Source organism: Micromonospora sp. IBSANI012, assembly GCF_052814045.1.
On record NZ_CP199933.1, the window covers coordinates 2,120,699 to 2,147,623 of the forward strand.

At 72.9% G+C, this 26,925-nt stretch carries 18 protein-coding genes; 7 read left to right on the forward strand and 11 right to left on the reverse strand.

Going from position 1 to position 26,925, the window contains the following annotated elements; all coding sequences use genetic code 11:
- Positions 1–23: 23 nt before the first annotated feature.
- Complete coding sequence (locus ACTWM8_RS09990; RefSeq protein WP_446213551.1) at positions 24–3,362, reverse strand: S8 family serine peptidase; 3,339 nt, start codon at positions 3,360–3,362, stop codon at positions 24–26.
- Between the two features lie 1,080 nt (positions 3,363–4,442).
- Here ACTWM8_RS09990 and ACTWM8_RS09995 point away from each other — a divergent pair.
- Entirely contained in the window at positions 4,443–5,207 is a 765-nt protein-coding gene (locus ACTWM8_RS09995) for an SDR family oxidoreductase (protein WP_446213552.1), read from the forward strand.
- Positions 5,208–5,284: 77 nt separating this feature from the next.
- Positions 5,285–6,058, forward strand: coding sequence for a hypothetical protein (locus tag ACTWM8_RS10000; protein WP_446213553.1), 774 nt, complete (start codon positions 5,285–5,287; stop codon positions 6,056–6,058).
- An 11-nt stretch (positions 6,059–6,069) separates the two neighbouring features.
- Here the strand turns inward: ACTWM8_RS10000 and ACTWM8_RS10005 are convergent, their stop codons facing one another.
- The 6 genes from ACTWM8_RS10005 to ACTWM8_RS10030 all read right to left on the reverse strand — a co-directional run bounded on the left by ACTWM8_RS10005 (position 6,070) and on the right by ACTWM8_RS10030 (position 14,190).
- Positions 6,070–7,011, reverse strand: a complete 942-nt coding sequence (locus tag ACTWM8_RS10005) for a TerC/Alx family metal homeostasis membrane protein (RefSeq protein ID WP_446213554.1) — start codon at positions 7,009–7,011, stop codon at positions 6,070–6,072.
- A gap of 240 nt (positions 7,012–7,251) precedes the next feature.
- A complete protein-coding gene (locus ACTWM8_RS10010) occupies positions 7,252–7,998 on the reverse strand; it encodes a cellulose binding domain-containing protein (RefSeq protein ID WP_446213555.1) in 747 nt (248 codons plus the stop codon).
- A gap of 56 nt (positions 7,999–8,054) precedes the next feature.
- The gene (locus ACTWM8_RS10015) at positions 8,055–8,435 is read right to left on the reverse strand and encodes a DUF742 domain-containing protein (protein WP_446213556.1); all 381 of its coding nucleotides are present in this window, start codon (positions 8,433–8,435) and stop codon (positions 8,055–8,057) included.
- A 63-nt stretch (positions 8,436–8,498) separates the two neighbouring features.
- Positions 8,499–10,358: a nitrate- and nitrite sensing domain-containing protein gene (locus tag ACTWM8_RS10020; RefSeq protein ID WP_446213557.1), complete on the reverse strand. Its 1,860-nt coding sequence runs from the start codon at positions 10,356–10,358 to the stop codon at positions 8,499–8,501.
- On the reverse strand, positions 10,355–12,919 hold the full coding sequence (locus tag ACTWM8_RS10025) for a LuxR C-terminal-related transcriptional regulator (protein WP_446213558.1): 2,565 nt from the start codon (positions 12,917–12,919) through the stop codon (positions 10,355–10,357). The genes ACTWM8_RS10020 and ACTWM8_RS10025 overlap by 4 nt, the downstream gene beginning before the upstream one ends.
- The gene (locus ACTWM8_RS10030; RefSeq protein ID WP_446213559.1) at positions 12,916–14,190 is read right to left on the reverse strand and encodes an Hsp70 family protein; all 1,275 of its coding nucleotides are present in this window, start codon (positions 14,188–14,190) and stop codon (positions 12,916–12,918) included. Before ACTWM8_RS10030 ends, ACTWM8_RS10025 begins: the two co-directional genes overlap by 4 nt.
- 301 nt (positions 14,191–14,491) lie before the next feature.
- On the opposite strand from ACTWM8_RS10030, the gene ACTWM8_RS10035 reads away from it, so the two are divergent.
- From ACTWM8_RS10035 to ACTWM8_RS10045, 3 genes are all read left to right on the forward strand, one after another.
- Positions 14,492–15,400 (forward strand): IniB N-terminal domain-containing protein, encoded by a 909-nt coding sequence (locus ACTWM8_RS10035; protein WP_446213560.1) that lies wholly within the window; start codon positions 14,492–14,494, stop codon positions 15,398–15,400.
- A 115-nt stretch (positions 15,401–15,515) separates the two neighbouring features.
- Positions 15,516–17,369 carry a dynamin family protein gene (locus ACTWM8_RS10040; RefSeq protein ID WP_446214515.1) on the forward strand — a complete coding sequence of 618 codons (1,854 nt, stop codon included), beginning with the start codon at positions 15,516–15,518 and terminating at the stop codon, positions 17,367–17,369.
- Positions 17,366–18,835: a dynamin family protein gene (locus ACTWM8_RS10045; protein WP_446213561.1), complete on the forward strand. Its 1,470-nt coding sequence runs from the start codon at positions 17,366–17,368 to the stop codon at positions 18,833–18,835. Before ACTWM8_RS10040 ends, ACTWM8_RS10045 begins: the two co-directional genes overlap by 4 nt.
- A 67-nt stretch (positions 18,836–18,902) precedes the next feature.
- On the opposite strand, the gene ACTWM8_RS10050 is transcribed toward ACTWM8_RS10045, so the two are convergent.
- The 3 genes from ACTWM8_RS10050 to ACTWM8_RS10060 form a co-directional block, all read right to left on the reverse strand.
- The gene (locus ACTWM8_RS10050; RefSeq protein WP_446213562.1) at positions 18,903–23,195 is read right to left on the reverse strand and encodes a GH92 family glycosyl hydrolase; all 4,293 of its coding nucleotides are present in this window, start codon (positions 23,193–23,195) and stop codon (positions 18,903–18,905) included.
- Positions 23,196–23,318: 123 nt separating this feature from the next.
- The gene (locus ACTWM8_RS10055; RefSeq protein WP_446213563.1) at positions 23,319–23,555 is read right to left on the reverse strand and encodes a hypothetical protein; all 237 of its coding nucleotides are present in this window, start codon (positions 23,553–23,555) and stop codon (positions 23,319–23,321) included.
- A gap of 124 nt (positions 23,556–23,679) precedes the next feature.
- On the reverse strand, positions 23,680–24,561 hold the full coding sequence (locus tag ACTWM8_RS10060) for a helix-turn-helix transcriptional regulator (protein WP_446213564.1): 882 nt from the start codon (positions 24,559–24,561) through the stop codon (positions 23,680–23,682).
- A 195-nt stretch (positions 24,562–24,756) separates the two neighbouring features.
- On the opposite strand from ACTWM8_RS10060, the gene ACTWM8_RS10065 reads away from it, so the two are divergent.
- The gene (locus ACTWM8_RS10065; RefSeq protein WP_446213565.1) at positions 24,757–25,776 is read left to right on the forward strand and encodes an alcohol dehydrogenase catalytic domain-containing protein; all 1,020 of its coding nucleotides are present in this window, start codon (positions 24,757–24,759) and stop codon (positions 25,774–25,776) included.
- 27 nt (positions 25,777–25,803) lie between these two features.
- On the forward strand, positions 25,804–26,157 hold the full coding sequence (locus ACTWM8_RS10070) for a cupin domain-containing protein (protein WP_446213566.1): 354 nt from the start codon (positions 25,804–25,806) through the stop codon (positions 26,155–26,157).
- Positions 26,158–26,229: 72 nt separating this feature from the next.
- Here ACTWM8_RS10070 and ACTWM8_RS10075 read toward each other — a convergent pair whose 3' ends face one another.
- Entirely contained in the window at positions 26,230–26,826 is a 597-nt protein-coding gene (locus ACTWM8_RS10075) for a TetR family transcriptional regulator (RefSeq protein ID WP_446213567.1), read from the reverse strand.
- Positions 26,827–26,925 lie beyond the last annotated feature (99 nt).

Below are 26,925 nucleotides of genomic sequence, written 5' to 3' on the forward strand. Positions count from 1 at the left end.
GGCGCCGCGTCCGGGGCCCGTTCTCAGTACCGGTAGGCGCGGATGACGGTCTGCTTGACCGTGTTACCGCTGGTGTCCGTCGCGGCGGCCCGCAACGAGACGAAGCCGGTGCCGGCCGGGTTGCGCACCCAGGCGACCGCCTTCTCGCCGGACCGTCGCACGGTCAGCGGCTGCCAGGTCTTGCCGTCGTCGAAGGACGCCTCGACGGTCAAGCTCGTGGTCTGGCCCGGCGCCGCCCCGATCTGACGGTCGAGCGAGACCGGGATCGCGAACCGCCGGCCGGCCGGCGCTCGGTTGTCGATGTCGAGCTCCGGGGTGTACCGGATCGCCGTCATCGGCAGCTTCACCAGTTCGCCGTCGCTCACGTGCGCGGACTTGAAGGTCCACTCCGCGTCGACCACCGTCGACAGGGTGAACGCCGGGTCGCTGCGGAACGTCGCGGCGAGCCGGTAGTCACCCGTCTCCGCAGGCACGTTCCACACCCAGGGCGTCTCGTTCGCGTCGCCGACCTTGACCCCGTTGTGGTACAGGCTCACCTGCACGCTGCCGCCGCGAACGTGTCGGAAGCCCATGTGTCCGGTGCCGTCGCCGTGCAGCGGCCCCGGCCCACCGATCAGGTCGCCCCAGTAGCGGGTGGCGAACTGCTGGCCGAAGTTGGGCTCCGGGAAGACCGGTCCGGCCACCGCGTTGGCCCACTTCACCGTGTACGTGCGCCCGGGCTGGAAGCTGGTCCACGGCGACTGGTAGTACGTGTACCTCAGCTGGGCCGAGGTCGACTGCCACACCGCCTGCTTGTCCTGGTTGTAGTACTCGGTGATGGTGCTCGGCACGTCGTAGGTGAAGCTCGGCGGGATGTTGCGCTCGTCGCGGTAGATCGGCGAGTTGCCGGGCGCGTGCGCGACCGCGGTCCGTGCAACCGGCACGCCGGCCACGTCCGCGCTGATCTGGGAGCGGACCGTGGCGAAGTCCCCCGCGCGCAGCTTGCGGGTCAGCCCGGTCATCATCTTCTTCGGCTCATAGAGGTAGACCCGGTAGGCGTACGGGCTGTTGTGCAGGCTGCCGTCCTGGGCCACCTGGCCCCACATGCCGTTGACGTAGGAGACGAAGCCGGGCGTCTCGCCGGCCCCGATCTGCGCGGTCCGCAGGTGATCGAAGGGGATGTTCATCAGCACGCCGTACAGGTCGTTGCTGCCCCAGATCTGCGGCTGCTCGGTCCGGATCGTCCAGCCGAATTCCTGGTGGACCGCGGTGGCCTTCGGGTTCGGCACCGACACCGCGATCGGCTTCGCCAGGCGGGCGTCCATGGTGAGCGCCTGGTCCGTGGTCAGGTCGAGGCTCGGGCGTACCAGCGTGGTGACATGCGGGAGGCCCTGGTCGTCGCCGGTCACCAGGTAGGTCTGGACCAGGTAGCGGCCCGCGCGAACCCGGTATCTGGTGGCCGCGGGGTCGTCGAGCACCATGATGGTCTGCCGGTCCAGGTCGGTCAGGACGGTCACCCAGCCCTGCTCGGGGGTGGGCGCTCCGCCGTCCGGCCCGACGAGCTTGAGGGACAGCTGGTGGCGGGCGACGTCGAGCGCGACCGGGGTCTGCACCTGCGCGCCGCCGCCGGTGGCGGTCACCTCACCGCCGAAGTAGCGGTCGGGTAGATCGGTGCCGGCCTGCACGGTGACGGTCACGGTGGCCGTGCCGCCGGCCGGGACCGTCACCGAGGAGGCACTGAGGCTGAACAGGCCGGCCGGCGCCGGGGTGCCGTCGGCGTCCTTCGCGTCGAGGGAGACCGCCAGGGTGAGGGCCGAAGAGCCGCTGTTCGCGTACGTGATCGTGCTCTGCTGCGCAGCGGTGGTCCGCTCGAAGGCGACGCTGACCGGGCTCGCCGTGACGGTCTGCTGGATCGCGCGGGCGACGTCGAGGAAGCCGGCGCCCTGCTCGTAGACACCGATGGCGGCGTTCGGCTGGGCGGCCGCCATCAGCGTGGACTTGATCCGCTCAGGCGACCAGTCCGGGTGCTGCTGGGTCAGGATCGCCGCCGCGCCGGCCACGTGCGGAGTCGCCATCGAGGTGCCGGAGAGGCTGGCGTACTGCGGGTTCTCGTCGTTCGGCCACAGGTCGGAGGTCGAGCTACGGGCGGCGATGATGCCGACACCGGGCGCGGTGATGTCCGGCTTGATGCCGGCGTCGCTCGTGCGCGGACCCCGGCTCGAGAACTCGGCCAGCTCGCCCGTCTTGGTCACGGCGCCCACGGTCAGCGCCTCGGCCGCGCTGCCGGGCGAGCTCACCGTGGACTCGCCGGCCTCGCCGTTGTTGCCCGCGGCGACGACGAAGAGCATGCCGTAGCGGTGGGTGAGGTCGGCCAGGGCCGCCTCGATCGGGTCGGTTCCCGGGCTGTCCGGGCCGCCGAGGCTCATGTTGGCGACCTTGACGCCCTGCTCCGCCGCCCAGGTCATGCCGGCCAGGATCGCCGACTCCGGGCAGCCCTCCTCCATGCAGACCTTGGCGCTGTAGAGGGTCGCGCCGGGCGCCATGCCCTTGAAACGGCCCTGCGACGCGGCCGCGCTGCCGGCGATGGTGGAGGCGACGTGGGTGCCGTGGCCGATCCGGTCGAGGGTGTCCGGGTCGGCGGTGAAGTTCTCCGCGGCGGCGACGTGGCCGGCCAGGTCGGGGTGGGTCTGGTCGACGCCGGTGTCGATCACGCCGACCTTCACCCCCGATCCCGTCCAGCCGGCCTGCCAGGCCTGCGGCGCGCCGGTCAGCGGGACGCTGACGTCGAGGGTGGGGTGGCGCAGCCCGTCGAGCCAGATCTTGTCGAACCCGGCCCGCAGTTGCCGCTCGCTGCCACTCGCGGTGGACGTGACGTTGTTCCAGAAGGACACCGCGTCCGCGCGGTTCTCCTGGACAGCGCTCGCCCCGGAGAGCTTGCGGGTGGTCCGGGCGCCGGCGAGGCCGGCGGGGGTGGCGCCGCCGTGCTGGACGATGAGCGGCAGGGTGGCCCGGGTGTCGTCGTAGCCGAACTCGACCAGCGTCGAGATGTCGAAGAGCCGCTCGTCGAGCTTGCCCCGGTTGAGCAGGCCGACGGCGTCGGCGGGGATGACCCGCACGTCCTTGCCGGCGCTGTGGGTCATGAACGGGATTCGTTCCCGTCCCTTGCCGGGCACGACGTCGACAGCCGTCTGGCCGTCCACGGTGCTGACGTGGACGGTGTCGCCGGTGAGCAGAGTGACCGTCCGGGGCTTGGACGCGACCGCGGGTGTGGTCGTCGGCTTCGCGGCCCGGGGCTGCGCCGACGCCGGCGGACCGCCCGGAGCCACCGCCGAGACGCCCAGCACCACCAGTGCCAGCGCCGATATCTTGCGAATTGAACGCATCATTCTCCCTGGATGAACGCGAGAGGTATCCGGGTGCTCCGGACGTGACCGGCTCGTGAAAGTTCATCCCGAGTGACCTGGGTCACTGCCGCTGATTTCGGTACGGGGCCCGCACGTCTGGACCGCCGGGCCCCCATCCACACATCTGCGTACCTGCCCCGCGTACCCGAGCGGGCCGGGGAGCCTGATGCTCGTGAAATCGGTTCCTGCCCTGGTCGGCGCCGCCGGTGAGCGGCGCGCCGACCGCGGCCGCTTCCCTGCCGGGTGCCCCGGCCACGCTGCCGCCCTCCTCCGCCACGGTCACCCTGTTGACCGGCGACGGCGTTCACACCGGACAGGTCAGCGCGCGTTCCGCGGATCTTCGGGGAACGGTTGCCCATCTGTGATCAGGTCCCATAGGCGGTGGCAAGCGTCGTTCTCGGAGCGGTAGTTCTCTATGACGTAGCAGCGCCGGCCGCGTTCGCTGTAGTACACGGTCCAGCCAGTGGAGTCGTGATCAACGCCAAACCCGCCGTTCGGAAGTCCGCCGCTCAGGCTGTACCGCCGCGCCGAGACGCCTCGTCGGTCAAGCGCGGCCCTCAGTTGGACGAGATCCATGTCGGCCCATCCCAGCGAAGAAGGACTTCCAGCGAGTATCGGCCATCCTCCCGGCCGCAGCAATTGCCCAAGACAGCCGCGGATCGTCCTGAATCCTGACATCTTCGATGTTCGTCCTCGGCAGGCACGGACCGGGGTCGCCAGACCTGCATTGGTGGCCGTACCGCCAGCGGGAATCGAAGTGGCCAGGGCGCCGGGTCGGACCTCACGGTGGGCATCCTGATTCCCGCCATGCGGCACCTCGACCGCCCCTACCCTGTAGGTCAGGGCGAGGCCGTTGACTTCCGCGGTGTCATCGCATCGAGCCCGCTCGCCAAGCGGGTGCGGTCGGGCGGGCCGTCCGGCTCGACATCGGACGACCACTCATCGGGGCGCTCGCCGCGCGGGCCGGTCATCTCCTGGCTCGCCAGGTACGGCCGGTGATCCCGCGTCTGGTCGTCACGTCCGCTGCGCCTCGCAGCGGGTCTGAGACAGGAGCGCACCATGCGGGTGGCGGTCGCCGGCGCATCCGGCAACATCGGGTCCCTCACCGTGGCGGCCCTGCACCGTCACGGGCACGACCCGGTACCCATCAGCCGGTCGCACGGCGTCGACCTGCTGACCGGACGGGGGCTGGACGAGGCCCTGAGCGGCGTCGACGTCGTCGTCGATGCGATCAGCGCGCCACCCGCCGACCGCGAGGCCACGGCGAAGTACTTCGCCACCACCACGCAGAACCTGCTGAGAGCGGAGCAGCAGGCGGGGGTACGACACCACGTGTTGCTCTCGATCGTCGAGGTACACCGCATCGCGGGAACCGCGCACTATTCGGGCAAGCGCGAGCAGGAGCGGCTGGTATCCACCGGACCGGTGCCGTGGACCATCGTGCCCGCCACCCAGTTCTTCGACTTCGGCGCGACGGTGGCCAGCTGGACCGAACGGGATGGCACTGCCTACCTCGCGCCACTGCTCGTCCAGCCGATCGCGCCGGCCGACGTCGGCGAATTCCTGACAGCGGTCGCAGGTGGCCCACCGCAGGGACGCCACCCTGGTGTGGCCGGCCCCGATCGTCACGACCTCGTGGACATGGCGCGCCGGACCCACCAGGTGTGGGGACGTGACATGAAGATCGTCCCCACGTGGGAGGCGATCCTCGGCCCGGACATGGCAGGAAACGTGCTACTGCCGGGACCGGATGTCCGGATAGCGCCCACGACCTTCGACGACTGGCTCGCGGAGCAGGCGGCCGACCGAGTACGGCCGGGTTAGGGGCCATCACCAGCACCGATCGTTCGCTATCGTGCCCTCGTTCCGGCCACCCGGCCGACCGCCACGGGGGAACCACCATGAGACACCGCACCACACTGTTCACGCTGGGGTTGGCCGGCGTCCTGCTCGTCGTGGGTGGGTGCACCGGGTCGGCGGAGCCCACCCGGGCCGAGCCGACGGTCCGGGCCGGCAACGCCGCGCCGTCTCCGACGCCCGACACCGCTCGGGCCGAGTTGGTCGAGACGTTGCAGCGGTCGCAGGGCGTCGCCCACCGGTACGCGGTGCGCGGCGAGCTGCCCGAGGGGGAGACCGTCAAGGGCACCGGTGTCTTCGACCCGAAGGCACGCCGTTTCCAGTCGACGATCGCGGTCACCGGCGGGAAGTACCCCACCGCGGGCAGCCGGATCGTGATCGGGACCGACAGCTACGTACGGCCGTCCGACGAGAAGGACTGGGTGCACGTCGACCTGAAGCGGGTGAAGCGGGACGACCCCTTCCTGCGCTTCGACTGTGCCGACCCGACCGGCCTGAATACGTTCACCTCGACGATCACCTCGGTGCGGCGGACCGGCCCGCACTCCTGGACCGGACGCTTCGACCCCGACGGTAAGGACGTGGAGTCGTTTCTCCCCGTGGGCGCGCCGAGCATCGTCTCGATCGGTATGCCCCTGTCGCCGTTCACGATCACGACCGACGACCGGGGCTGGGTCACCTCGATCAGGGTGGAGCTCACTCCCAGTGAGGGCCCGAAGCTGACGATGACCACCACGATGAGCGGCCACGGGAAGGCGCTGCAGATCAAGGCGCCGGCGCGAGCGGGGGAGGCCGCCGACTTCTACTACGCCAAGTGACGCGCAGCTCCTCAGCCGCCGGCGTGCCGGCGCCGGTCCCGGCGGGCCGACAGCACGCTCCAGCCGATCGACACCGACAGGGTCAGCACCACCACCAGCAGGGTGAGCCAGAGCGGCAGCGTGCCCACCGGCGTCTCGGCCAGGATCAGCTTCGCCCCGGCGAACGCCAGTAGCACCGCCAGCCCGTAACGCAGGTGGCCGAAGTGCCGCAGCAGTCCGGCCAGACAGAAGTAGAGGCTGCGCAGGCCCAGCACGGCGAACGCCGTCGCCGTCCAGACGAGGAAGGTGTTGGTGGTGATGGCCAGGATCGCCGCCACGGAGTCGATCGCGAACACCACGTCGGTCGCCTCGATCGCCACCAGCGCCACCAGCAGCAGCGTTGCCCGCCGCCGGCCGTCGACCCGGACGGTGAACCGGTCGCCGTGGTACCGCTGCTCGGTCGGCACCACCCGTCGGAAGAACCGGACCACGACGTTGCGGTCGGGGTCGACGTCGGGTTCGCCGCGCACCGCCAGGCGCCACCCGGTCCAGATCAGGAACGCCCCGAGTGCGAAACCGGCGAAGGTCAACCGGTGCAGCAGTTCCGCCCCGGCGAAGATGAAGACCAGTCGGAACGCGAGCGCGCCGACCACACCCCAGAACAACACCTTGTGCTGGTATTCCTCGGGCACCCGGAAGTAGCCGAACAGCAGCGCGAAGACGAAGACGTTGTCGACGGAGAGCGCCTTCTCCAGCAGGTAGCCGGAGTAGTACGCGACCGCCGGCTCGCCGCCCCACCCCACCCAGACGATCAGGCCGAAGGCCAGTCCGGCGGCGATCCAGACGCCGCTCCAGATCAGCGCTTCCCGCAGCTCGATCACGTGGTTGTCGCGGTGGGAGAGCACGTCCACCGCGAGCATGACGGCGATGACGGCCCCGATCGCGGCCCAGGCCCAGAGCGGAGCCGGGAACATGCCCGGGTCCATCAGACGCCCTCCGCATCCACCAGAGGAATCGACGGCGGCTGTCGCCGCCGTGCAGCCGGGTCAGGCAAGCGGCTACCGTGCGAGCGGAGCGGTCAGCTGGTGTTCCGTTGCCGCGACGCAACGTCGCTGAGCCTAGCCATCGATCACGGCGCACCGCCGTCTGCTCGGTCGGCGTCACCCGACCGGGGCGGGCCGCCGCTGATGCCACGAGCCGGCAGCCGGCAGCAGTCAGTCGGGCAGGCCGGTGCAGGCCGCGCCGTCGATGGTGCAGGCCGTGGGAGTCGAGCTGATCGGCGCGCCGCTGACCCGGAAGGTGACCTGGACGGAGCTGCCGGCCGCCACCTCCGCGGTCGTCTCGTCCGGCACGAAGGTCCAGATCGCGCCCGCGCGGGTGGCTCGGGCGCCGCTGACCGAGGAGATTTCGAGGGATTCCCGAGGCAGGGTGATGACCAGGGTCCAGTTCGTCACCCTCGTCCGGCCGCCGTTGCTGATGGTCACGTCGGCGCCGTAGCTGAGCAGGGCGCGCTCCTCGATGGCGAAGGCGGCGCGCAACGCCGGGGTGCTCGATCCCGCCGCCGCTGACGGGGTGCGCGCGGACGGCGTGGTGGCCTGCGGGGCCGCCGCGCCGACCGGCGGGCCCGCCGCGGTCGTCGTCCGCCTCGTCGCCGCCGGGGCGGAGGCGGCCGGCCTGGCCTGCGGGTCGGGCCCACCGACCGCGGGGTCCGTGGGCAGGGCGACGTCCGGCGGCGGGTCGAGGGCCACGGGGGCCAGCCGTTCCGGCGTCCGCAGGACCAGGACGACGGACGCCGTCGTCGCGACCAGGACCACCAGCGAGGCGGCCAGCAGGACCCGGGTACGCCGGGACGAGACCCCGAGGTCGCCGATGGCGCGCCGCGCGTGCCCGGCCAGGGCCACGGTCCGGTCGAGCAGGATGACCGCTACGGTCCGCCGTGGCTGGGGCGGTGATGACGGCACGTGCTCTTCTCCCTCAGATCCTTCACCGTACGCGCGTCCCCGGCCCACGCCGTCAATCACAGCGCCTGGAGCCCGGTGAGCATCGCTTCGAGTAGCTCCCGGGACGGCAGCTCGGACAGCGTCGGCGACACGTGCGTCTCGATCAGCCCGGCGTCCAGCAGCTCGCCGAGCAGTACCCGAACCGTACCCAGTGGCAGGTCCAGTTGCGCGCCGACCTCCGCCACCGACAGTGGACGCCGGCACAGCTCGAGGATCCGCGCCTGCTCGGGAAAGAGCGGCGTGGCCGCGGGAACCGCAGCCCGGGCCATGACCACGGTGATGAGGTCGAGACGCCGGCCGTCGTCCGCGCCGGCCGCGCGGGTCACCACGTACGGCCGGGCCAGGAGCCCGGCGTCGTCGTCGTACCACGCCTCGTCAGGTTCGCCGGCGGTCGGCATCGCTGTCTCCGCTCGTCGCTGTCGAGGACCGTTCCAGATCGTCGGGGGCGCCATTGTGGGGGATCATCTGTCGTCCTCTGCTGCGGTCGTGGCGGGCATCTGCGTGGGCTCGGCGACGTCGAGCCGGGGTGGCTGTGGTCCACCGTGGGCCGGCACCGGCAGTTCGTCGCCGTTCTCGCCGGGCTCCCGCATCGGAGCGGGGTGCGGCCCGACGGTTGCCTGCTGCGGCGCGGTCGGCGTGACCAGGCCGGCGGGGAGGAGCACGACCGCCGCCGTGCCGCCGCGCGAGCCGGGACGCAGCGAGACCTGGGCGCCGCAGCGCGCGGCGAGCAGCGCAGCGGCGTGGAGCCCGGCCCGGCCGACGGGCGGGCCGGCGGCCGGCGGGTCGGCCAGCAGCTCGTTCGCCTCGGCCAGGTCGGTCACGCTCAGGCCCGGTCCGTCGTCGGTGACCACGATGGCGCAGCCCCCCGCCTCGGGCTCACCGGCGACCCGCACCGTGGTGTCCGCCGGTGAGCACCGGAGTGCGTTCTCGATCAGCTCGGCCAGCAGGTGGACGACCGGAGTGACGGCGGGCGCGGCGAGGGACCAGGGCCAGTGCGGTGCGACCAGCACCCGCTGGTAGTCCGCGACCTCGGCCATCGCGCCGCGCGCCACCTCCAGCAGCGGCACCGGCCGCCGCCAACGCCGGGCCGGCGTCGCGCCGGCGAGGATGATCAGCTTCTCGACGTTGCGCCGGAGCCGGGCGGCGAGGTGGTCGAGCTGGAACAGGTCGCCGGTCTCCTCCGCCGAGGACTCCCGCCGCTCCATCGCGTCGAGCAGGGTGAGCTGGTCGCGCAGCAGGACCTGGTTGCGCTGGGTGAGCCGCAGGAACAGCTCCCGGGTGGCGTGCTCGGTCAGGTCGGGTCCGGCCGGCAGCGCGGAGGAGTCCCGCCGCCCGAGCAGCCGGCGGACGGTGCCGGTCCAGGTGAGGAGCAGGGCGAGCACCGTGATCAGGCCGAGCCCCAGCACGGCGCCGGTGCGTACAACCACCAGGGCCGCGTCCGGCGTGGCCCGCTCGGCGCTGTCCCGGGCGGTGGCCCGCACGAACTCGTGCAGCCCGGTCAGGGCCGCGTCCGCCGTCGCGCGCCAGTCCTCCTCGGTGACCACCGGCTGGCCGTCGTCGGCGCGGAGCAGCGCGTCCTCCAGGGACAGCAGGCCGGTGAAGCGGGTGCCGTCCACCAGCGCCTGGTAGCGGTTCCGGTCGGCCGCCCGCAGTCCGGCGACGGCCTCGCCGCGGGCGTACCGCTGGTTCGCGACCAGCTCGGCGAGGCGGCGCCGGCCGTCGGCGGCGATCCGGCCGCCGGACAGCGCGGCGGTGAGCAGGGTGTCCTCCCGGGCGAGCAGCTCCCGGGCCCGGGCCAGCGCGACGATCGCACGGGTCTCGGCGGCCGGCTCGCTGTCCCGCACGCTCCATTCCGGGCCGTACACGGTGAAGGCGGTGTCGATCAGCCGGTCGTAGCCGGCGACCGCGTCAGCCCGGCCGGCGTCGGCCACCGCCCGCAGGCCGGCCAACCCACCCAGCTGCCGGATGAGTTCGTCGGCCCGCTCCCGGACGCCGGCGGTGAGCAGCCCGAGGTCGTCGGCGGCGGAGGCGCGGAGCCCGGCGACCGCACGGTCGGTGCCGTCGCGCGCGCCGGCCAGCGCGGAACCCGCCCGTCCGCCGTCGGCGACCGTCCGGGCGGTGAGCCGGCGCTCGACCTGAAGTTCGAGGATCAGCCGGTCGGTGGGTTGGCCCAGAGCCTGGGCCAGCGCCCGTACCCGGAGCAGGTCGGCCGCGTCCCGGCCGGTCAGATACGCCGCGTACGACCAGAGCGTGATCAGGACGACCGCCAGCGCGACGAGCCGGGTCCGCATGCCGTGGTCGTCGGTCCGGGTCTGGCTCACGACGCGGACCGTTCCGGCCAGGGCTGCCCGGCCGCCTGGCGCGACCGGTCGGCCAGGATCGTCCGCAGCAGGGCCAGCAGCTCCGTCCGGTTGGCGCAGTCGAGCCGGGACCGCATCCGGGCGACGTGGTGCTCGACGGTCTTGGCGGAGATGAACAGCCGGTCCCCGATCTCCCGGTAGGTCAACCCGGCCAGCACCAGCTCGGCGACCTCCCGCTCCCGGTCGCTGAGCCGGTGCGGGGCCGGACCGGCGAGGGCGTCGACGGAGGCCGGCTGTTGCCCGGCCTTCGCCCCCGCCGGCCGACCCTGCAGCATCCGGGCGCAGTCGAGCAGCGTGGTCATCGCCCGCCGGTCCGAGGTGCGGATCGCTGCCTGCCCGGCCAGGCGGGCGCCGTCCCAGCACAGACCGGCATCGTGCAGACCGCGGGCGGCGGCCTCCACCCGGACCGGGTCGACCATCCCGCGCAGCACGTCCACCCAGGCGGCGGCGGCCGCGGCGACCACGGCCGCGTACCGGTTGTGGTCCGCGGCGGCGAGCAGGGCGGCCACGTGGCCGTCGGCGACCGCCGGCTCCTCGGCCAGGATCGCCGCGTGCAGTCCGCTCCAGTGCAGGGGCACGCTCCACAGCGGTGGGTCACCGAGCCGGGCCAGCAGCAGGTGTGCCTCCCGCAGGTACGGCTCCAGCCGGCCGAGGTCGCCCAGCCGGGCCCCGGCGATGGCCAGCTCGCCCAGCGGCAGCAGCGTGAACAGATCGACGGGGTGGCGGACGACGGCCTCCAGCGCGTGCCCCCATCTGCGCTGGAGCGCGCCGAGGTCGCTGTTGCGCCGGGCGATTCCCAGCTCCAGCGCGGAGGCGAAGAGCAGGTCCCGGGACTCGAGTGGCCGACCGTCGCCGGTCACCGCCGCGAGGTGGTCGGCCGCGACGACGGTACGGCCCCGGACCATCGCGATCCACGCCTGCAGCAACCGGTGGCGGCGGGCCAGCAGGGGGCCGCCCGTCCCGCTGGTGGCGGCGCGGTCGAGCACCCGCTCGGCGATGTCCAGTTCGCCGCAGTGCAGGCCGGTCAACGCGGCGAGCGCCGCCGGGCTGTCCGGCAGGAGCGCCGCCCGGCCGGCCGGCTCCAGCAGCGCGGCCGCCTGCACGAGGGTGGAGAGCGCGGCGGTCGGTGGGCCGCTGACGCTGTCGCGGATCCCCTCGGCCATCAGCCGGGCAGCGCTGGCGTGCAGGGTGGGCGGTCCATCCGCCCGGTCGTCCCCGGACGGGGGCGTCCCGTCGGCCGGGCGGCCGGCCGCGAGCGCGCCGACGGCGGCGAAGGACTCCGCCGAGGGCCTACCCGACCATCGGTACAGCTCGACACTGCGACCGACCTGACCGCGGTGCGCCAGCGCGGTTGCGGCGACCACCGCCGCCTCCGCCCGGTCGGCCGGGGCGGCCGTGGCGAGGAGTCGGTCGGCCAGCCGGAGGGCGGTGTCCAGGTCGCCGGCGAGGGCCGCGGCCACGGCCTGCCGGACCGCGGCCGGCCGTCCGGCGGCCGTGGCCGCCGCGAACAGCTCCGCCGCGAGGGCCGGCTCGCCGGCCAGCGCCTCCTCCGCCGCGGCCTCCAGCGTCGGTGCCGGACAGTCGGCGGCCACGTGCGCCGCGTACAGCGAGCGGACCAGCGGAAGCACCGGTCCACCGCGGGCGAGCTGCAGCTCGGTGAGCCGGCGCCACACCGCGCCGCGGTCGGCGGCCGGGCTCAGCGCGGTCACCGCGCGCCGCACGATCGGGGCGAGCCGGCCGTCCGCGCCGAGCAGGCCGGCCGCCCGGGTCGCGGCGATCAGCTCGTCCACGTCACCGGGCTCCCGGCCGAGCAGCGTCCCGAGCAGGTCCACCGGCAGCGGTACGCCGGCGGCGACGGCGAGCAGGAGCCGGCGGACGTCGGGCGCCAGGTCCTCCAGGTCCGGTCCGAACTGGAGGACGGCCTGCCGGGGCGGCTCGGTCGGTACGCCCGCCGGGAGCTCCGTCCCCCGCAGGCTGCGGACCAGCCGCTCGACGTCGCGGGGGACGCCGGCGGTCTGTCCGTGCACGAAGTCGATCAGGTCGGGCCGCCGGCCGACCTCTGGCACGGCGCTGAGGTAGGCGGCGGTCCGCTCCCGGGTGAACGGGGTGAGCAGCACCAGGTGCCCGTCCCGCCGGAGCGCGTCGGCCAGCTCGACCAGCGCCGCCGGTCGGGGCCACGGCCGGTAGCCGACGGCGAGGCGGTGCCGGCGGGTGACCACCAGTTCGCGTAGCGCTCCGAGCCGGGCGTCGTCGAGCAGGTGCGCGTCGTCGACCACCAGCACGGCGTCCGGCTCGATCGGGTCGGGTCGGTCGGGGGCACCCTCCAGCACGGTGCTCCCGGCCCGCCGGTAGACCCGGGCCAGCTCCTGGAGGTACGCGCTGCGGCCGTGGCCGCCCGGCCCGGTCACACCGAGCGCGAGCGGCGCGTCCGGATCGGCCGCGACCGCGTCGAGCAGGGCCTGCGGCCCCCGGTCCAGCACCAGGCCGGACCCGGCGACGCTGCTCATGATCATGGTGGTCATCCTTCACGTCCCCGACCGCGGGCCAGCACCAGGCGGGAGGCCTTCGGCAGTTCCAGCGGGGTGATCCGGACCGGGGGACGGGGTGGTGGCTCGCTGCGGGCGGAACGGTCGTGGTCGGGTACCCGCTGCGCCGGGACGGCCGGCGCGGCGGCCCGTCCGGCCTCGACGGCCGGGGTGGCCCCGCGGTCCGGCTCCGGCCGGCGCGGGCGGGGCGACACCACCTGGCAGGCGGCCAGCGCCGCGCCGGTGGCGGCGGTCAGCTGCGGATCGGGCTCCACCTCCACCGGTACCGGGAAGGCCGCGGCGAGCAGCTCGACCACCAGGGGGATACGGGTGGAGCCGCCGGCGAGCAGGACGCCGTCGAGCTGCGCCGGCAGCAGCCCGGCGGAGTGGACGGTCCGGGTCAGCAGTTCGACGGTCGCCTGCACGGCCGGCCGGATCATGTCCTCGAACCGCACCCGGCTCACCGGCACCCGGACCGGCCCGGTCGGCAGGGTCAGCAGCACGTCGGTCTCCGTGCCGACGGTCAGGTCCCGCTTGGCCCGGTCGCACTCGGGCAGCAGCGCGCGCAGCGTGGCGTGCGTCTGCCGAGGTCCGGCCCCGGCGAGTTCCCGGGTGAGCACGGTACGCACGTGCTCGGCCAGTGCCTCGTCGAAGTCGGCGCCGCCGATCCAGTCCAGCCCCTGCGGCAGGCCGAACGTCTCGTACGTGCCGCGGGGGGTGCGGCGGACCAGGGCCGCCTCGAAGGTGTTGCCGCCCAGGGCGTAGACGGCCGCCGCGCTGCCCGGGAAGCCGCGCGCCGCGTGGCTCTCCGCCACCGTCACCGTACGGGGCAGTAGCGTCACGTTGCCCAGGCCGAACTGCCACAGCGCCTCGTGCAGCAGCTCGCGCCGGTGCCGACCCCAGCCCGCGGGGTGGCTGAGCACGACGGCCTCGGCGGGCTCACCCTCCCAGTCGAGGACCCGTTCCACCACCCACGCCGCCAGCAGCGCGGTCAGCATCTGCGGCGGGCAGGCCTCGCCGCCGAGCAGCAGGGGAACGTCGTCGCCGACCCGGCGGACGAACCCGCGTGCGGTCCGGCTCCCGTCCTCGACGGCGGGCTCACCGACCACCAGCGTCCCGTCGCCTGCCAGGTGCAACACCGACGGCACGGTCACCGACCCGCCGTCCAGCGCGACCACCTCGGGTCGCGCCCAGGTCGCACCCCGTCGCCGCGCCACGCTGGCCGTGGTGTTGGTGCTTCCGATGTCGATCCCCAGGACGTACGGCATCCGCAATCTTCCTTCACCGTGAGTTGGCCGGCCGGTGGCGACGGTGTCGGCACGTGCGGCGACCCACCCCCGGCGACACCCCGTGGGCTCCTACGTTCGTACCAGAGATCGCTCCGGCATCGGGACCCTAAATCTGGCCGGCCCGGTTCCCCCAGTCCCCCTAACGTACGAGGCCGTGAGCACCCTAATCCGGCGGGGCGGATTGCGGGCCGATCCCCGATGACCCATGCCGGCCCACGGCCATAGCGTCCCTGTCGACGATCACGGTCGCTGACGCCAACGTCCGAGGAGAAACCGGCACATGGACCAGACCCTGCACGACTTCGTGCTCAACCTGCTGACCAACCCGGACGCCAGGTCGGCGTTCGACCTCGACCCGGAGGGCGCGCTGCAGGCCGCCGGGCTCACCGACATCACCGCCGCCGACGTGCAGGACGTCGTCCCGCTGGTCGTGGACTACGCCCCGGTGCACGGGCTGGCCCCGGTGGCCCCGGTGGCCGGGCAGCTCGGGGTCGACCCGCTGCTGACCGACACCACCGACGTGGTCGCCCAGCTCCAGACCGTGCCGCAGGACATCACCATCAGCAGCTCCTACTCCGGAGTGGACGTCAAGGCCGGCGTGCTGGGCGCCATCGCCGTCGACCCGAGTGGCATCGCCGCCGGGGCGACGGTGCTGCCCGGGATCGGCGTGGGCATCGGGCCGAACGGCATCGCAACCGACCTGATCGGGGTGCACGACGTGGCCCACACCCTCGACGCCGACGTGGTGGGCGCGGTGGACACCGTGGCCGACCCGGCGGTCGGCGACGTGGCCGGCGTCGGCGGCGCCCCGGACGCCCTGCTCGACGGCACCGACGCCGGCCTGCTCGGCACCCCGGACGGCCTGCTCGACGGCGCGCTTCCCGGCACCTACGGCCAGGTCGGCGGCGTCGTCGACTCGCTCGGCGTCGACAACACCCTCGGCGGGCTCGGCGTGACCGACACCCTGGGCGGGCTCGGCGTCAGCGGCTCCGGCGGCCTGGTCCCGCACGTCGACGTGTCGACCACGGTGGGCGGCGTGACGCACCAGGTGGACGGCGTCGTCTCCGGCGTCACCGGCACGGTGGGCAGCGTGACCGGTGACGTCACCGGCGGTGTGAACGACGCCGGTCACCACGCCGACGGGGCGGCCGGCGGCGGGCTGCTGGGTCTCGGCGACGGCCTGCTCTGATCGAGGTTCCGCGGTGGCGGAAAGCCGGATCGTCACGGGCGATCCGGCTTTCCGCCTGTTCTCGCTCAATTCTCCACTTGATAATTAATCCGAAATCCGCACACTTGGTGCGGTGATGGCGGGGATCTGGCTGGACGCGCTCGACGGGATCGCCCGTACGTGCCGCGAACACGGGCGGGCGGACCTGCTTCAGGCGGTCCGGCAGAAGCGCGCCCAGCTGCTCGACCCGAAGCTGCGCGTCCTGGTCGTCGGCGAACCGCACCAGGGCAAGAGTCAACTCGTCAACGCGATCGTGAACGCGCCGGTGTGCCCGGTCGGCGACGGCCGCACCACCGTCCTGCCGACCGTGGTGCAGCACGCCGAGGTCGCGTCGGCCACGGTGCTCCAGGCGGCGTCCGCTCCCGGGCGACCCGCCGGCGCCGCCGTCCCGACGACCGCCGAGCGGACGCCGGTACCGCTGGACCAGATCGCGGCGGGGGTGGCGGGCACGCTGGGGCGCCGGTCCGGCGGCGGCCCGGCGTACGTCGAGATCGGACTGCCGCGCGCGCTGCTCGGCGCGGGACTGGTGCTGGTGGACACGCCCGGTACCGACGAGGTGGCCCTGATCGGTGCCGGCGCCCCGGTCGCCGCGCTGAACCGCGCCGACGCGGTGCTGGTCGTCTCCGACTCCACCCGGGAACTCTCCGTCGCCGAGCTGAACATGCTGCTGCACGTCACCCGGTCGCACCCGAACGTGGCGGTGGTGCAGACCAAGATCGACCTGGTGCCGGACTGGCGCGCGGTCGCCGAGCGCAACCGGCAGCACCTGGCCGAGGCCGGCGTGCCGGCGGCGCTGATCCCGGTCTCGGCGGCGTTGCGCCTGCGCGCGGCGGTCACCGACGACCACGGCCTCAACGCCGAGTCGGGCTTCCCGCAGCTGATCGCCCGCCTGCAGCGGGACCTGGCCGGCAAGGGCGACGTGCTGGCCCGGGCCTCGGTCGCGATGATCGCCCGCACCGTGGTGGAGCAGCTCGCCGCGCCGCTGCGCGCCGAGCTGGAGAGCCGGGAGGCGGAGGAACAGTCCGGCCCGATCTCCCGGCTGCACGCGGCCCAGCGTGAGGTCGACGAGCTGCGCCGCTGCTCCACCCGCTGGCAGAACACCCTCGCCGACGAGATGGCCGACCTGCTGTCCGACATCGAGTACGACCTGCGCGACCGGACCCGGCAGATCCTGCGGATGGTCGACGAGGCGTTCGACACGGCCGACCCGCTGGTCTCCTGGGACACCTTCCAGGAGTGGTTGCAGCGCAGCCTGGTCGAGGCCGCCGAGGCCAACCACGAGTGGTTGGCCCAGCGCTGCGACTTTGCCGCCCGGCGGGTCGCCGGCAACTTCGCCCGGTACGGCTACGACGTGCTGCCGCCCTGGTCCATGACCGTGCCGGAGGATCTCGTGGACCGGCTGCCGGAGATGGAGCGGCCGACCGTCGACCGGTTCACCGCGAGCCAGAAGGTGATCACGGGCATGAAGGGCTCGTACGGTGGCCTGCTGATGTTCGGGCTGGCGATGACCCTCGCCGGCATGCCGATGATCAACCCGGTCTCGATCGGCGCCGGTGCGCTCTTCGGCGGCAAGAGCATCCGGGACGAGAGCAGGCAGTTGCTCCGCCGCCGCCAGGCGAGCGCCAAGACGGCGATCCAGCGGCACGTCGACGACTTCTTCGTCCGGACGACCAAGGACTGTCGGGACACCGCTCGGCAGGTGCAGCGGATGCTCCGGGACCACTTCACCGCGCTGACCGAGGAGTTGCAGGAAGCCATCGTCCAGTCGTTCCGTACCGCGAAGCAGGCCGCCGACACCGACGCGGCCGCCCGCGAGCAGCGCCAGCGCGAGATCCGGCTGAAGATGAGTCGGTTGGCCGCCGTCTACGAGCAGGCCCAGCAGTTGACGGCCGCCCGGCCCGCCCCGGCGCCGTTGGAGCCCCGGGCATGACGGTCGGCCTGCGGCTGGACGAGGCGGTCTGGGGGCTGCTGCATCAGGCCCTCCAGCTCTACCGGGACAACCCCCGCGCGACCGGTCACCTCCGGCACCAGCTGGCCCGGCTGGAGCAACCGCTGCGGATCGCGGTCGCCGGCCCGTGGCGGTCCGGCAAGTCGACCGTGTTGAACGCGATCATGGGCGAGGAGGTCGCGCCGATCGACGGCCCGGACGGCAGCGGCGTCTTCACCTGGTACGAGGACGGTCCACAGCCGCGCGCCACCGCCTACTCCAGCAGCCAACCCCCGCAGGAGCTGACGGTGCTCAAGTCGGCGACCGGGATGCGGGTGGACCTCGTCGGCTGGCGCGAGGGCGAGCTGCGCGACATCGTGGTGCAGTGGCCGACCCGGGCGCTGCGACAGGTCACCCTGATCGACACGCCCGCGATCATCGGCGCCGACGAGCACGGCCGGGCGCCGGTCATGGACCGGGTGCTGCGGGACGCGGACGCGGTGCTGTACCTGACCCGCGACGGTCGCGGCACCGACCTGCGGGTGCTGGAGTCCACCCGGGACAGCCGGGTCGGGCAGGCCGCCCCGGTGAACGTGATCCTGGTGCTGTCCCGGGTGGACGAGACCGGCGGCGGACGGATCGACGGGCTGCTCACCGCCCGCCAGCTCGCCCGACGGCAGCACCGCGACCCCCGGGTGGACGCGCTCTGCGTGAACCTGGTGGCGTGCAGCGGGCTGCTCGGCCTCGCCGGACGGGTGCTCAGCGAATCGGACTTCGCCGCGCTCGCGCAGCTGGCCCAGGTGTCGCGGGAGGAGCTGGACCCGCACCTGCTCTCCGCCGACCGGTTCGTCCGCGCCGAGCTGCCGGTACGGCTGGACACCGAGGTACGCGCCGCGCTGCTGAACCGGCTCGGCCTGATCGGGGTCCGGCTGGCGACCACCCTGGTCCGTAGCGGCTGCGACAGCCGGGGCAAGCTGGCCGCCGAACTCATCCGGCGCAGCGGCCTGACCGAGCTGCGCGAGTCGATCAGCCGGTTCTTCGTCGACCGACGGGACACGCTCAAGGCGCGCTCCGCGCTCGCCGCGGTGGAGGCGCTGCTGCAGGCCGAGCCGGGCCCGGGCACCGGGGAACTGCTCAGCGCGGTGGAGCAGATCCTCGCCGGTGCCCACGAGTTCCGGGAGCTGCGCCTGCTCGCGGCGCTGCGGACCACCCGGCTCGGGTTCGACGCCGAGCTGGCGGCGGAGGCGCAACGCCTGGTCGGCGGTGACGGGGTCGGCCTGGCCGCCCGACTCGGCCTGGAGCACGACGCACCGGTACAGCGGCTCTGGGAGGTCGCCGCCGACGCGCAGTGGCAGTGGCGCAACCGCGCGGAGGATCCCCTGCTCCGGCTCTCCCAGCGGCGGGGCGCGCAGGTCGTCGTCCGCAGCTGCGAGGGGATGCTCGCCGAGCTGGCCGAGGGAGGCCGGTGACCTGTCGCCGGCCGGCGGGCAGGGTTCGGGGCGCCCGGCGGTTCGCCGGACGCCCCGATTTCGCCGGTCAGCGCGGGGCGCACTGCCCCGAGGAGCCACCGGTGACCGTGCTCGGCAGGCCGTTGTCGCGAGGCGTCGGTACATTGTCGGCGCAGGACAGCGCGCCGGTGACCGTGCTGGCGGCGAGCACCGGATCCGCGTTGCCGATGAGGCCGACCGCGCCGGCGACCTGACTTCCCTCGATGGCGACCTCGCCGGTGGCACCGGCCACGGTGACGCCACCCCGCACGGTCACGCCGTGCAGCATCACCGCGTCGGCACCGCTGGCCGACACCCCGCCGGAGAGCACGCCACCCCGCACGTACAGCGCGGCACCGGGCTGTACGGTCACCGTCCCGTTGATCGTCGCGCCGGTCAGGCACGTCACGCCGGACGTGACGGTCAGCGCGGCGTCCCGCCGCCCGGTGATCGTGGAGGTGCAGGCCGGCGACGGCTTCGCCAGCAACTCCACCTCCGCGAGCGTGGCGGCCGGGTCGGCGGCGGTCACCTCCAGCCGGTAGTGGGCGTACCGGCCGGGCTGGTCGACCTGGAACGACCGGGTCTGCGACCGCCAGGGGAACGACTCCCCGGACCGGTCGTCGAGCACCGTCCAGTGACGGCCGTCGTACGACCCCTTGAGCTGCCAGCCGTGCAGGTCTCCGGCGACGTTGCCGGAGGTGAGCGTGTAGTGGGTGACCTGCTCCGGGGTGCCGGAGGCCTTCCACTGCACCGGGTCGTCGACCGCGGCGGTGGTACCCGAGCTGTCGTCCCGCAGCGCGGCGGCCCCGCCGGTGACGGTGATGTCCGCCAGCGGCCGGGCGACCGGGCCCGGCTTGCTGAGCGAGGTCGGCAGGTCGTCGGCCGCGGTGGCCCAGGACGAGGGGTACTCGCCCATCTCGAAGTCCAGTACCGCGCCGTCGGCCAGCTCGCCGTGCGAGATCGAGGACTTCCGGTGGGTCTGCCCGTCGACCTTCAACCCCTGCACGTAGACGTTGCGGGCGTTGTTCTCCGGTGCGTTGACGACGATCTGCCGGCCGTTGGGCAGGTGCACCGTCGCCTTGCGGAACAGCGGTGAACCGATCACGTAGTCCCCGCTGCCCACCTGGAGGGGGTAGAAGCCGAGCGCGCTGAAGAGGTACCAGGCGGAGGTCTCGCCGTTGTCCTCGTCGCCGGCGTAACCCTGGCCGATCTCGCTGCCGAGGTACATCCGCGACAGCGCCTCCCGGACCTTGGCCTGCGTCTTCGCCGGCTGCCCCGCGTACGTGTACATCCACGGGATGTGGTGGGCCACCTGGTTGCTGAAGCCCCACATGCCCATCCGGACGTCCCGGGCCTCGATCATCTCGTGGATGGTGCCGCCGTAGGAGCCCGGGAACTTCGCCGTCTCCGGGGTGCGGAAGAACTCGTCCAGCTTGTCGGCCAGTTGCTGCCGACCGCCGTACAGGTTGGCCAGGCCCTGGCCGTCCTGCGGGACGTGGAACGCGAAGTTCCAACCGTTGGTCTCGGTGTAGTCGTGCTCGTGGCCCCAGACCCGCGGGTCGTACTCCGCCGGGGTGGACTTCCACTTCCCGGCGGCGTCCCGACCCTGGAAGAAGTCCACGTGCGGGTCGAACATGTGCACGTAGTTCTGCGCCCGGTTGCGGAAGTACTCCGACTCCTCGCGGTAGCGGGCCCGGTCGGCCTCCGGGGTGGCGGGGTCGTCGGCGAGCGCCGCGCCCATGTTCGCGATGCCGAAGTCGTTGATGTAGCCCTCCAGCGCCCAGGAGACCCCTTCGGGTACGTCCGACGCGGTGTACCCCTGGAAGATCGACGTCTGGAGTCCCTTACGCCCGACGCTGGTGTTGTTGGGGTTGCTGCCCGGCGGGCTGACCGTGGCGTTCTTCACCGCCGCCTCGTACGCGGCCTTGACGTCGAAGTTGCGCACGCCCTTGACGTACGCGTCGGCGAACGACACGTCCGAGCTGGTGCCGGTCATCAGGTTCGCGTACCCGGGCGACGACCAGCGCGACACCCAGCCGCCGTCCTTGTACTGCTGCACGAACCCGTCGACCAGCTCGCCGGCGGTGTCCGGGTCGAGCAGCGTGTACGCCGACCAGGTGGTGCGGTACGTGTCCCAGAAGCCGTTGTTGACGTACACCTTGCCGTCCACGACCGGGGCGCCGGTCCGGGTGGGGGTGGTACCGGCCGGGATCGTGCTCGACGTGGTCGACTGCACCGCGTGCTTCCAGACCGGCGCCTCCGGCGTGCCCACGTTCTCGTGCGCGGAGTTGGGGTAGAGCGAGAGCCGGTAGAGGTTGGAGTACAGGGTGGTGAGCTGGTCCTCGGTGGCCCCCTCGACCTCGATCACCCGCAGCTTGTCGTCCCAGAGCCGCTGCGCGCGCTCGCGGACGGTTTCGAGGGTGTCGTCGCGGCCGATCTCGTTCTCGAGGTTGCGCCGGGCCTGCTCCACGGAGATGAGCGAGGTGGCGATCCGCAACGTGACCGTCTTGGTCTGCCGGGTGTCGAAGGCCAGGTAGCCGGTGACGTTGGCCCCACCGCCGCCGGTGAGCCGGCCGCTGGCGGTGACCGGGGCGTCGACGACGCCGTAGACGAACATCCGGCCGGCGCCGTTGGACAGCCCGCTGCGCACGTCCGAGTAGCCGCTGACCACGCCGTCGGTGCCGAGGGTGAGGCCGCCGTTGTTGTTGACGTTGTCGAAGATCAGGTTGCCCTGGTCGCCGGTGAAGGTGAACCGGAACAGCGCGGCGTGGTCGGTCGGTGCCAGCTCCGTCCTGAGGCCGTTGTCGAAGGTGACCCCGTAGTAGTGCGCCTTCGCCACCTCGTTCTCGTGGCCGAACGGCAGCGCCCGGGCGGACCGGCCGGCGGCGGGTACCCCGGTGGCCGGTGACGGCATCACCTGGAACGTCTGCCGGTCACCCATCCACGGGCTCGGCTCGTGGCTGACGGTGAACGCCTGCAGGGCCGGGCGGTTGGTGGCGGTGTTGCGGCTCTGGTAGTCGTACAGCCAGCTGATGGAGCCCGCGTTGGTCATCGGGGTCCAGAAGTTGAAGCCGTGCGGCACCGCGGTCGCCGGGATGTTGTTGCCCCGGGAGAAGCTGCCGCTGGAGTTGGTGCCGCGGGTGGTGAGCACGTGCTCGGAGGGGCGCGGCTTGTCGACCTCGGCCGGGTTGCCGGTGATCCGGATGTCGTCGACCCAGCCGTTGAACAGGCCGGTCCCGGTGGTGCTGTCGTAGGCCAGCAGGACGCGGTCGACGCGCTTGCCGGCGGCGACCGCGCCGATCCGGGACCGCTTGACGTTCCACTGGTCGGCGTAGAGCGACTTGGACTCACCCTGCGCCTGCGGGCTCAGCCCGAAGCCGTGCTGGTCCACCGCGCCCAACTCGCTGAGGTAGGTGCCGTCGTCGAAGGCCAGGTCCACCGCCGCGTAGGTGCTCGGGTAGTCCAGGTCCTGCCCGGTCAGCTCCGGGAAGATGACGTACGACAGCTCGGTCCGGTCGGTCACCGTGAGGTCGACGTCGAAGACCTTGTTGTACGCGTACCCCCGCCCGCTGACGGTCTGCCCACCGGAGTACTGCAGCGCGCGGACCCCGGTCCAGCCGACGTTCGGCTTCATGGTCGGGCCGTTGACCGGGCCGCCGCTGCTCATGGTGCGCATGTTGCTGGGTGGCGGGGGAGTGGTGTCGCCGTTGGAGAGCTGAAGCTCGGCGAGCTGGGTGATGCCGCCCCCGACGATCGCGGTGACGTTGAGCCGGTAGTAGGGATACGCGGTGGCGTTGTCGAACCGGTACTCCTTGGTCTGGAAGCGCTCGGTGAACTGCTGTCCGGTCCGGGTGTCCAGGGTGGTCCAGTTCTCGCCGTCGGCGGAGCCCTGCAGGGTCCAGTCCTTCGGGTCGCGTTCCGGTGCGTCGTTGGCGGAGGTCAGCGCGTAGTGCACGACGGCGACCGGGGCGTCGAGTCGGACCCGTACCCAGCCGGTCGGCGTGAAGGCCAGCCACTTGGTGCTGACATTGCCGTCGATGACCCGGTCCGCGGTCTCGCTGGGCGGGTTCTCCGCGTTGGCGGTGACCTCGGTGATCCGGCCGGCCAGGTTGCCGGGGATTCCCTTGACCGGGCTGCCGGTCACCCCTGAGGTCTTCTCGGCGCCGCCGGCGTCGGTCTCGGTGGTGTTGATCCAGGTCGGCTGGGGATCGCCGGCCTCCAGCGAGGTGGAGAAGTCGGTGGCGGGCGCTTCGGCCGCCAGCGCGGGCGGCGGTACGGCGGGGACCGCGAGGCTCACCATCACCACGACCGGCAACAGGAGCCTGCGTCTACTACGCCTCATGCGGAAACCTCCAGAGGGGACGGCCGAATGCGACGGTCGCGCACCCGGTTGGAGATTTCGCCAACGTTCGCGGCGCATGACAAAGCTGTCAAGAGCCCTAACAGAAGTCCCCGACGCGAGCCGTCAGGCTGGCTGCCGGCCGCGACCGACCGACAGCAGCAGACCGACGGCGGCCAGGGCGGCTCCGGCGACCGCGGCGTACCCCGGGAGGCCGGCGGGAATGCCCAGGTAGACGGTGATGCCGAGGATGCGGGACAGGCCCCAGGGCAGCAGCGCCATCTGGTCGGTCCACACCGTCAGCGCGCGCTCCAGGCCGACCGCCGCGACCGGCCCGGACAGCACTCCGAGCGGGACACCCACCAACCTGGCCGCCGTACGCCGGCACTTCCTCGGCCACCTGGCGGGCCTCGACCTCAAGCAGCTTGCCGAAGCCCTGCGAAAGGTGGCGACCTGAGCCGACGGGCGGCTGGCTCCCTGGGCCGGGTCAGTCGCCCTGGCCGGTGGCGGACCGGACGTGCGGAGCGGCCGTCCAGCTGGCGAGCAGGTTGAGGGCTTCCTGCGACGGCGAGCCCGGCTCGGCGCTGTAGGCGTTGAGCCGCAGACCCGTGTCGGCGGTGAGGTCCATCGACTCGAATGCCAGCGTCAGGTCCCCGACCACCGGGTGGTGCAGGTGCTTGGTGCCGCTGCGGTGCAGGCGCACGTTGTGCGCGGCCCACCAGGTGCGGAAGACGTCGCTGCGGGTCGAGAGTTCCCCGACCAGGTCCGACAGCGCCCGGTCGTACGGGTCACGGCCGGCCTCCGCCCGCAGCAGCGCCACCGTGTCGCCGGCCAGGCTCTCCCACTCGACGTAGAACTCCTGGGCGGCGGGGTCGAGGAAGATGAACCGGGCGATGTTCGGCGTCCGCGTCGAGGCGTTGAAGAGCGGCGCGAAGACCGCCCGGCCCAGCTGGTTCGCGGCCAGCACGTCGAGCCGCCCGTTGCGCACGTACGCCGGCGCCTGTGTCATCGCGTCCAGGATGCGCTGCACCCCCGGCCGCACCTGCTGGGTCGGCCGGCGACGGGTCCGGGCTGTGCCGGGTGTGGTGTTCGCCGCCCGGGCGAGGTCGAACAGGTGCGCCCGTTCGGCCTCGTCCAGTTGCAGGGCCCGGGCGATCGCCTCGAGCACGCTCTCGGAGACACCGCTGAGGTTGCCCCGCTCCAGCCGGGTGTAGTAATCCACGCTGACGCCGGCCAGCAGCGCGACCTCCTCGCGGCGCAGCCCCGCCACCCGCCGGTTGCCGCCGTAGGCGGGCAGCCCCGCCCGCTCGGGCGTGATCCTGGCCCGGCGGGAGGTCAGGAAGTCGCGGATCTCGGTTCGGCTGTCCACGTCCTCGACGCTACGTCCGCCCGGGCCGGCCTGGGAGGTTCTGGCAGTACCCGGAACGACAGGCTCTCCCTGATCGCCCTCGCTCCCGGTTTGCTGGCTGTTTACGCGGGTGCGACCCACGCCTGGCGGGGATAGTGATCCAGCGTGGTGACGGCTCGGGCCGACCGCGGGACGACAACCTGAAGAGGAAACGCGATGCGAGCAACGTTGATGTACGGCGCCGGTGACGTACGGGTGGAGGAGCTCCCGGACCCGGTGTTGCGGCAGCCCACGGACGCGATCGTCCGAGTGGTGCGGACCTGTGTCTGCGGCAGCGACCTGCATCCCTACCACAACATGCCGGCGTCCGAGCAGGGGACACAGATGGGCCATGAGTTCCTCGGCGTCGTGGCGGAGCTCGGCTCGGAGGTGACCGGGCTGACGAAGGGCGACCTGGTGGTGGCGTCCTTCGCGTTCCAGGACAACACCTGCGACTTCTGCCGGGAGGGCGTGCAGACCTCCTGCCGCCACGGCGGGTTCTTCAGCCAGGCCCAGGCCGAGCTGATCCGCGTCCCGCAGGCGGCCGGCACCCTGGTCAAGCTGCCGGTCGGTGAGGACTCCGCCCTCCTGCCGTCGCTGCTGACCCTCGGCGACGTCTACGGCACCGGTTACCACGCCGCCAAGCGCGCCAACGTCAACCCGCGCACCACGGTCACCGTGATCGGGGACGGCGCGGTGGGTCTGCTCGCGGTGCTGTCGGCCCGGCAGCTGGGGGCTGAGCGGATCATCCTGATGGGCCGGCACAAGGTCCGCACCGACCTGGGCGTCGAGTTCGGCGCCACCGACGTGGTGGCCGAGCGCGGTGCGGAGGGCATCGCCAAGGTGCGGGAGCTGACCGGCGGCGACGGTACCCACGCCGTGCTCGACGCGGTCGGCTACAAGCCGGCCTACGAGCAGGCGCTCGGCGTGGTCCGCCACGGCGGTGTGATCAGCCGGGTGGGCGTGCCGCAGTACGACGAGGGGCCGATCGGCTGGGGCATGTTCGGGGGCAACCTCACCCTCACCGGCGGGCCCGCCCCGGTTCGCGCCTACATCGACGAGCTGATGCCCGGCATCCTCGACGGCACGGTCGATCCCGGCAAGGTCTTCGACCGCACCGTCAGCCTCGACGAGGTACCCGACGCGTACCGCGCGATGGACCGGCGCGAGGCCCTCAAGGTCCTGGTCCGGCCCTGACCGGTCCCGCCCGTGGGGACACCACCGGTGTCCCCGCGGGCGCCTGCCGGCGCTCCGAGCCGATCGCCGCCCCGCGCCGGCTCGACCAACGCCGACGGTCGACCGTCGGCGGAAACCCGGCGGGCCTGGCACTCCCATGCCGTCGGTCAGACCCTGCACGTCACCGACGGCGTCGGCCTGATCCAGTCCCGCGGTGGCGAGATCATCGAGATCCGGCCCGGCGACACCATCTACACGCCACCGGGGGAGTGGCACTGGCACGGTGCTGCCCCGGACCACTTCATGACCCACCTCGCGATGTGGGAGGCGCCGGCACCGGGCTCCGGTCCGGAGTCCGAGTGGGGCGACCACGTCACCGACGAGGAGTACCACCACCGCTGAACTGCCGGCGGCCCGTCTCGCCATGAACGGCCAGGTGGTCGTGGTCGCGGGCCTGATCGCCCTCGGTGTTGTTCAGCGGGCGCCGACGATACGGAGTGCCATCTCGGCGTACTGGGTGGCGATGTACTCGGGGCTCCAGCCGCCGTCGTCGCGGTACCACCGGCCGAGGTCGACGCCGAGGGACAGCAGGGCCGCCCCCGCGATTCGCGGATCCGGGGTGTCGAAGACACCGGCGGCGACGCCGGCCTCCACGAGCTGGCGGAACGCCTGCTCGATCCGGTGGCGCACGGCACGGATCTCGGCGAGATGCTCGGGGCTCAGTGCGGCCAGCTCGTAGTTCACGACCCGGGTGCGGGTGTGGTCGCGGGCGTGCGAGACGACGAAGTCGTGGACGGCACGCCGCAGCGCCGTGGCCGGGTCGTCGGACGACGCGATCGCCTCCTGCGCGAGGCGCAGCACGTGCTCGTGTCCTGATCGCGCGATCAGGTAGAGCAGCTCCTCCTTGGATTTGTGGTGCACGTAGAGGGCGGCCGGGCTCAGCCCGGCCGCGCCGGCGATGTCGCGTGTCGTCGTGCCGTGGAAGCCTCGCTCGGCGAACGCGTCGACGGCCGCCTCGAGCAGCCGGGCGCGGGTCGCGTCGGCGCGAGAGTGATCGGCGGTGGAGGTCAACCCGCGTCCATCCTTCCTTCTGCCTGGCCGGCATTGATACCACAACGCCCGGTGGACCGGCCCGGATGTCAGCCGCCGGGCCGGACCTGTTGACGGCGG

Bases quoted from the DNA above. Each gene is read 5' to 3' on its own strand.
- ACTWM8_RS09990 (WP_446213551.1), bottom strand. From the start codon at position 3,362: ATGCGTTCAATTCGCAAGATATCGGCGCTGGCACTGGTGGTGCTGGGC.
- ACTWM8_RS09995 (WP_446213552.1), top strand. From the start codon at position 4,443: ATGCGGGTGGCGGTCGCCGGCGCATCCGGCAACATCGGGTCCCTCACC.
- ACTWM8_RS10000 (WP_446213553.1), top strand. From the start codon at position 5,285: ATGAGACACCGCACCACACTGTTCACGCTGGGGTTGGCCGGCGTCCTG.
- ACTWM8_RS10005 (WP_446213554.1), bottom strand. From the start codon at position 7,011: ATGTTCCCGGCTCCGCTCTGGGCCTGGGCCGCGATCGGGGCCGTCATC.
- ACTWM8_RS10015 (WP_446213556.1), bottom strand. From the start codon at position 8,435: ATGCCGACCGCCGGCGAACCTGACGAGGCGTGGTACGACGACGACGCC.
- ACTWM8_RS10025 (WP_446213558.1), bottom strand. From the start codon at position 12,919: ATGACCACCATGATCATGAGCAGCGTCGCCGGGTCCGGCCTGGTGCTG.
- ACTWM8_RS10030 (WP_446213559.1), bottom strand. From the start codon at position 14,190: ATGCCGTACGTCCTGGGGATCGACATCGGAAGCACCAACACCACGGCC.
- ACTWM8_RS10035 (WP_446213560.1), top strand. From the start codon at position 14,492: ATGGACCAGACCCTGCACGACTTCGTGCTCAACCTGCTGACCAACCCG.
- ACTWM8_RS10040 (WP_446214515.1), top strand. From the start codon at position 15,516: ATGGCGGGGATCTGGCTGGACGCGCTCGACGGGATCGCCCGTACGTGC.
- ACTWM8_RS10045 (WP_446213561.1), top strand. From the start codon at position 17,366: ATGACGGTCGGCCTGCGGCTGGACGAGGCGGTCTGGGGGCTGCTGCAT.
- ACTWM8_RS10050 (WP_446213562.1), bottom strand. From the start codon at position 23,195: ATGAGGCGTAGTAGACGCAGGCTCCTGTTGCCGGTCGTGGTGATGGTG.
- ACTWM8_RS10065 (WP_446213565.1), top strand. From the start codon at position 24,757: ATGCGAGCAACGTTGATGTACGGCGCCGGTGACGTACGGGTGGAGGAG.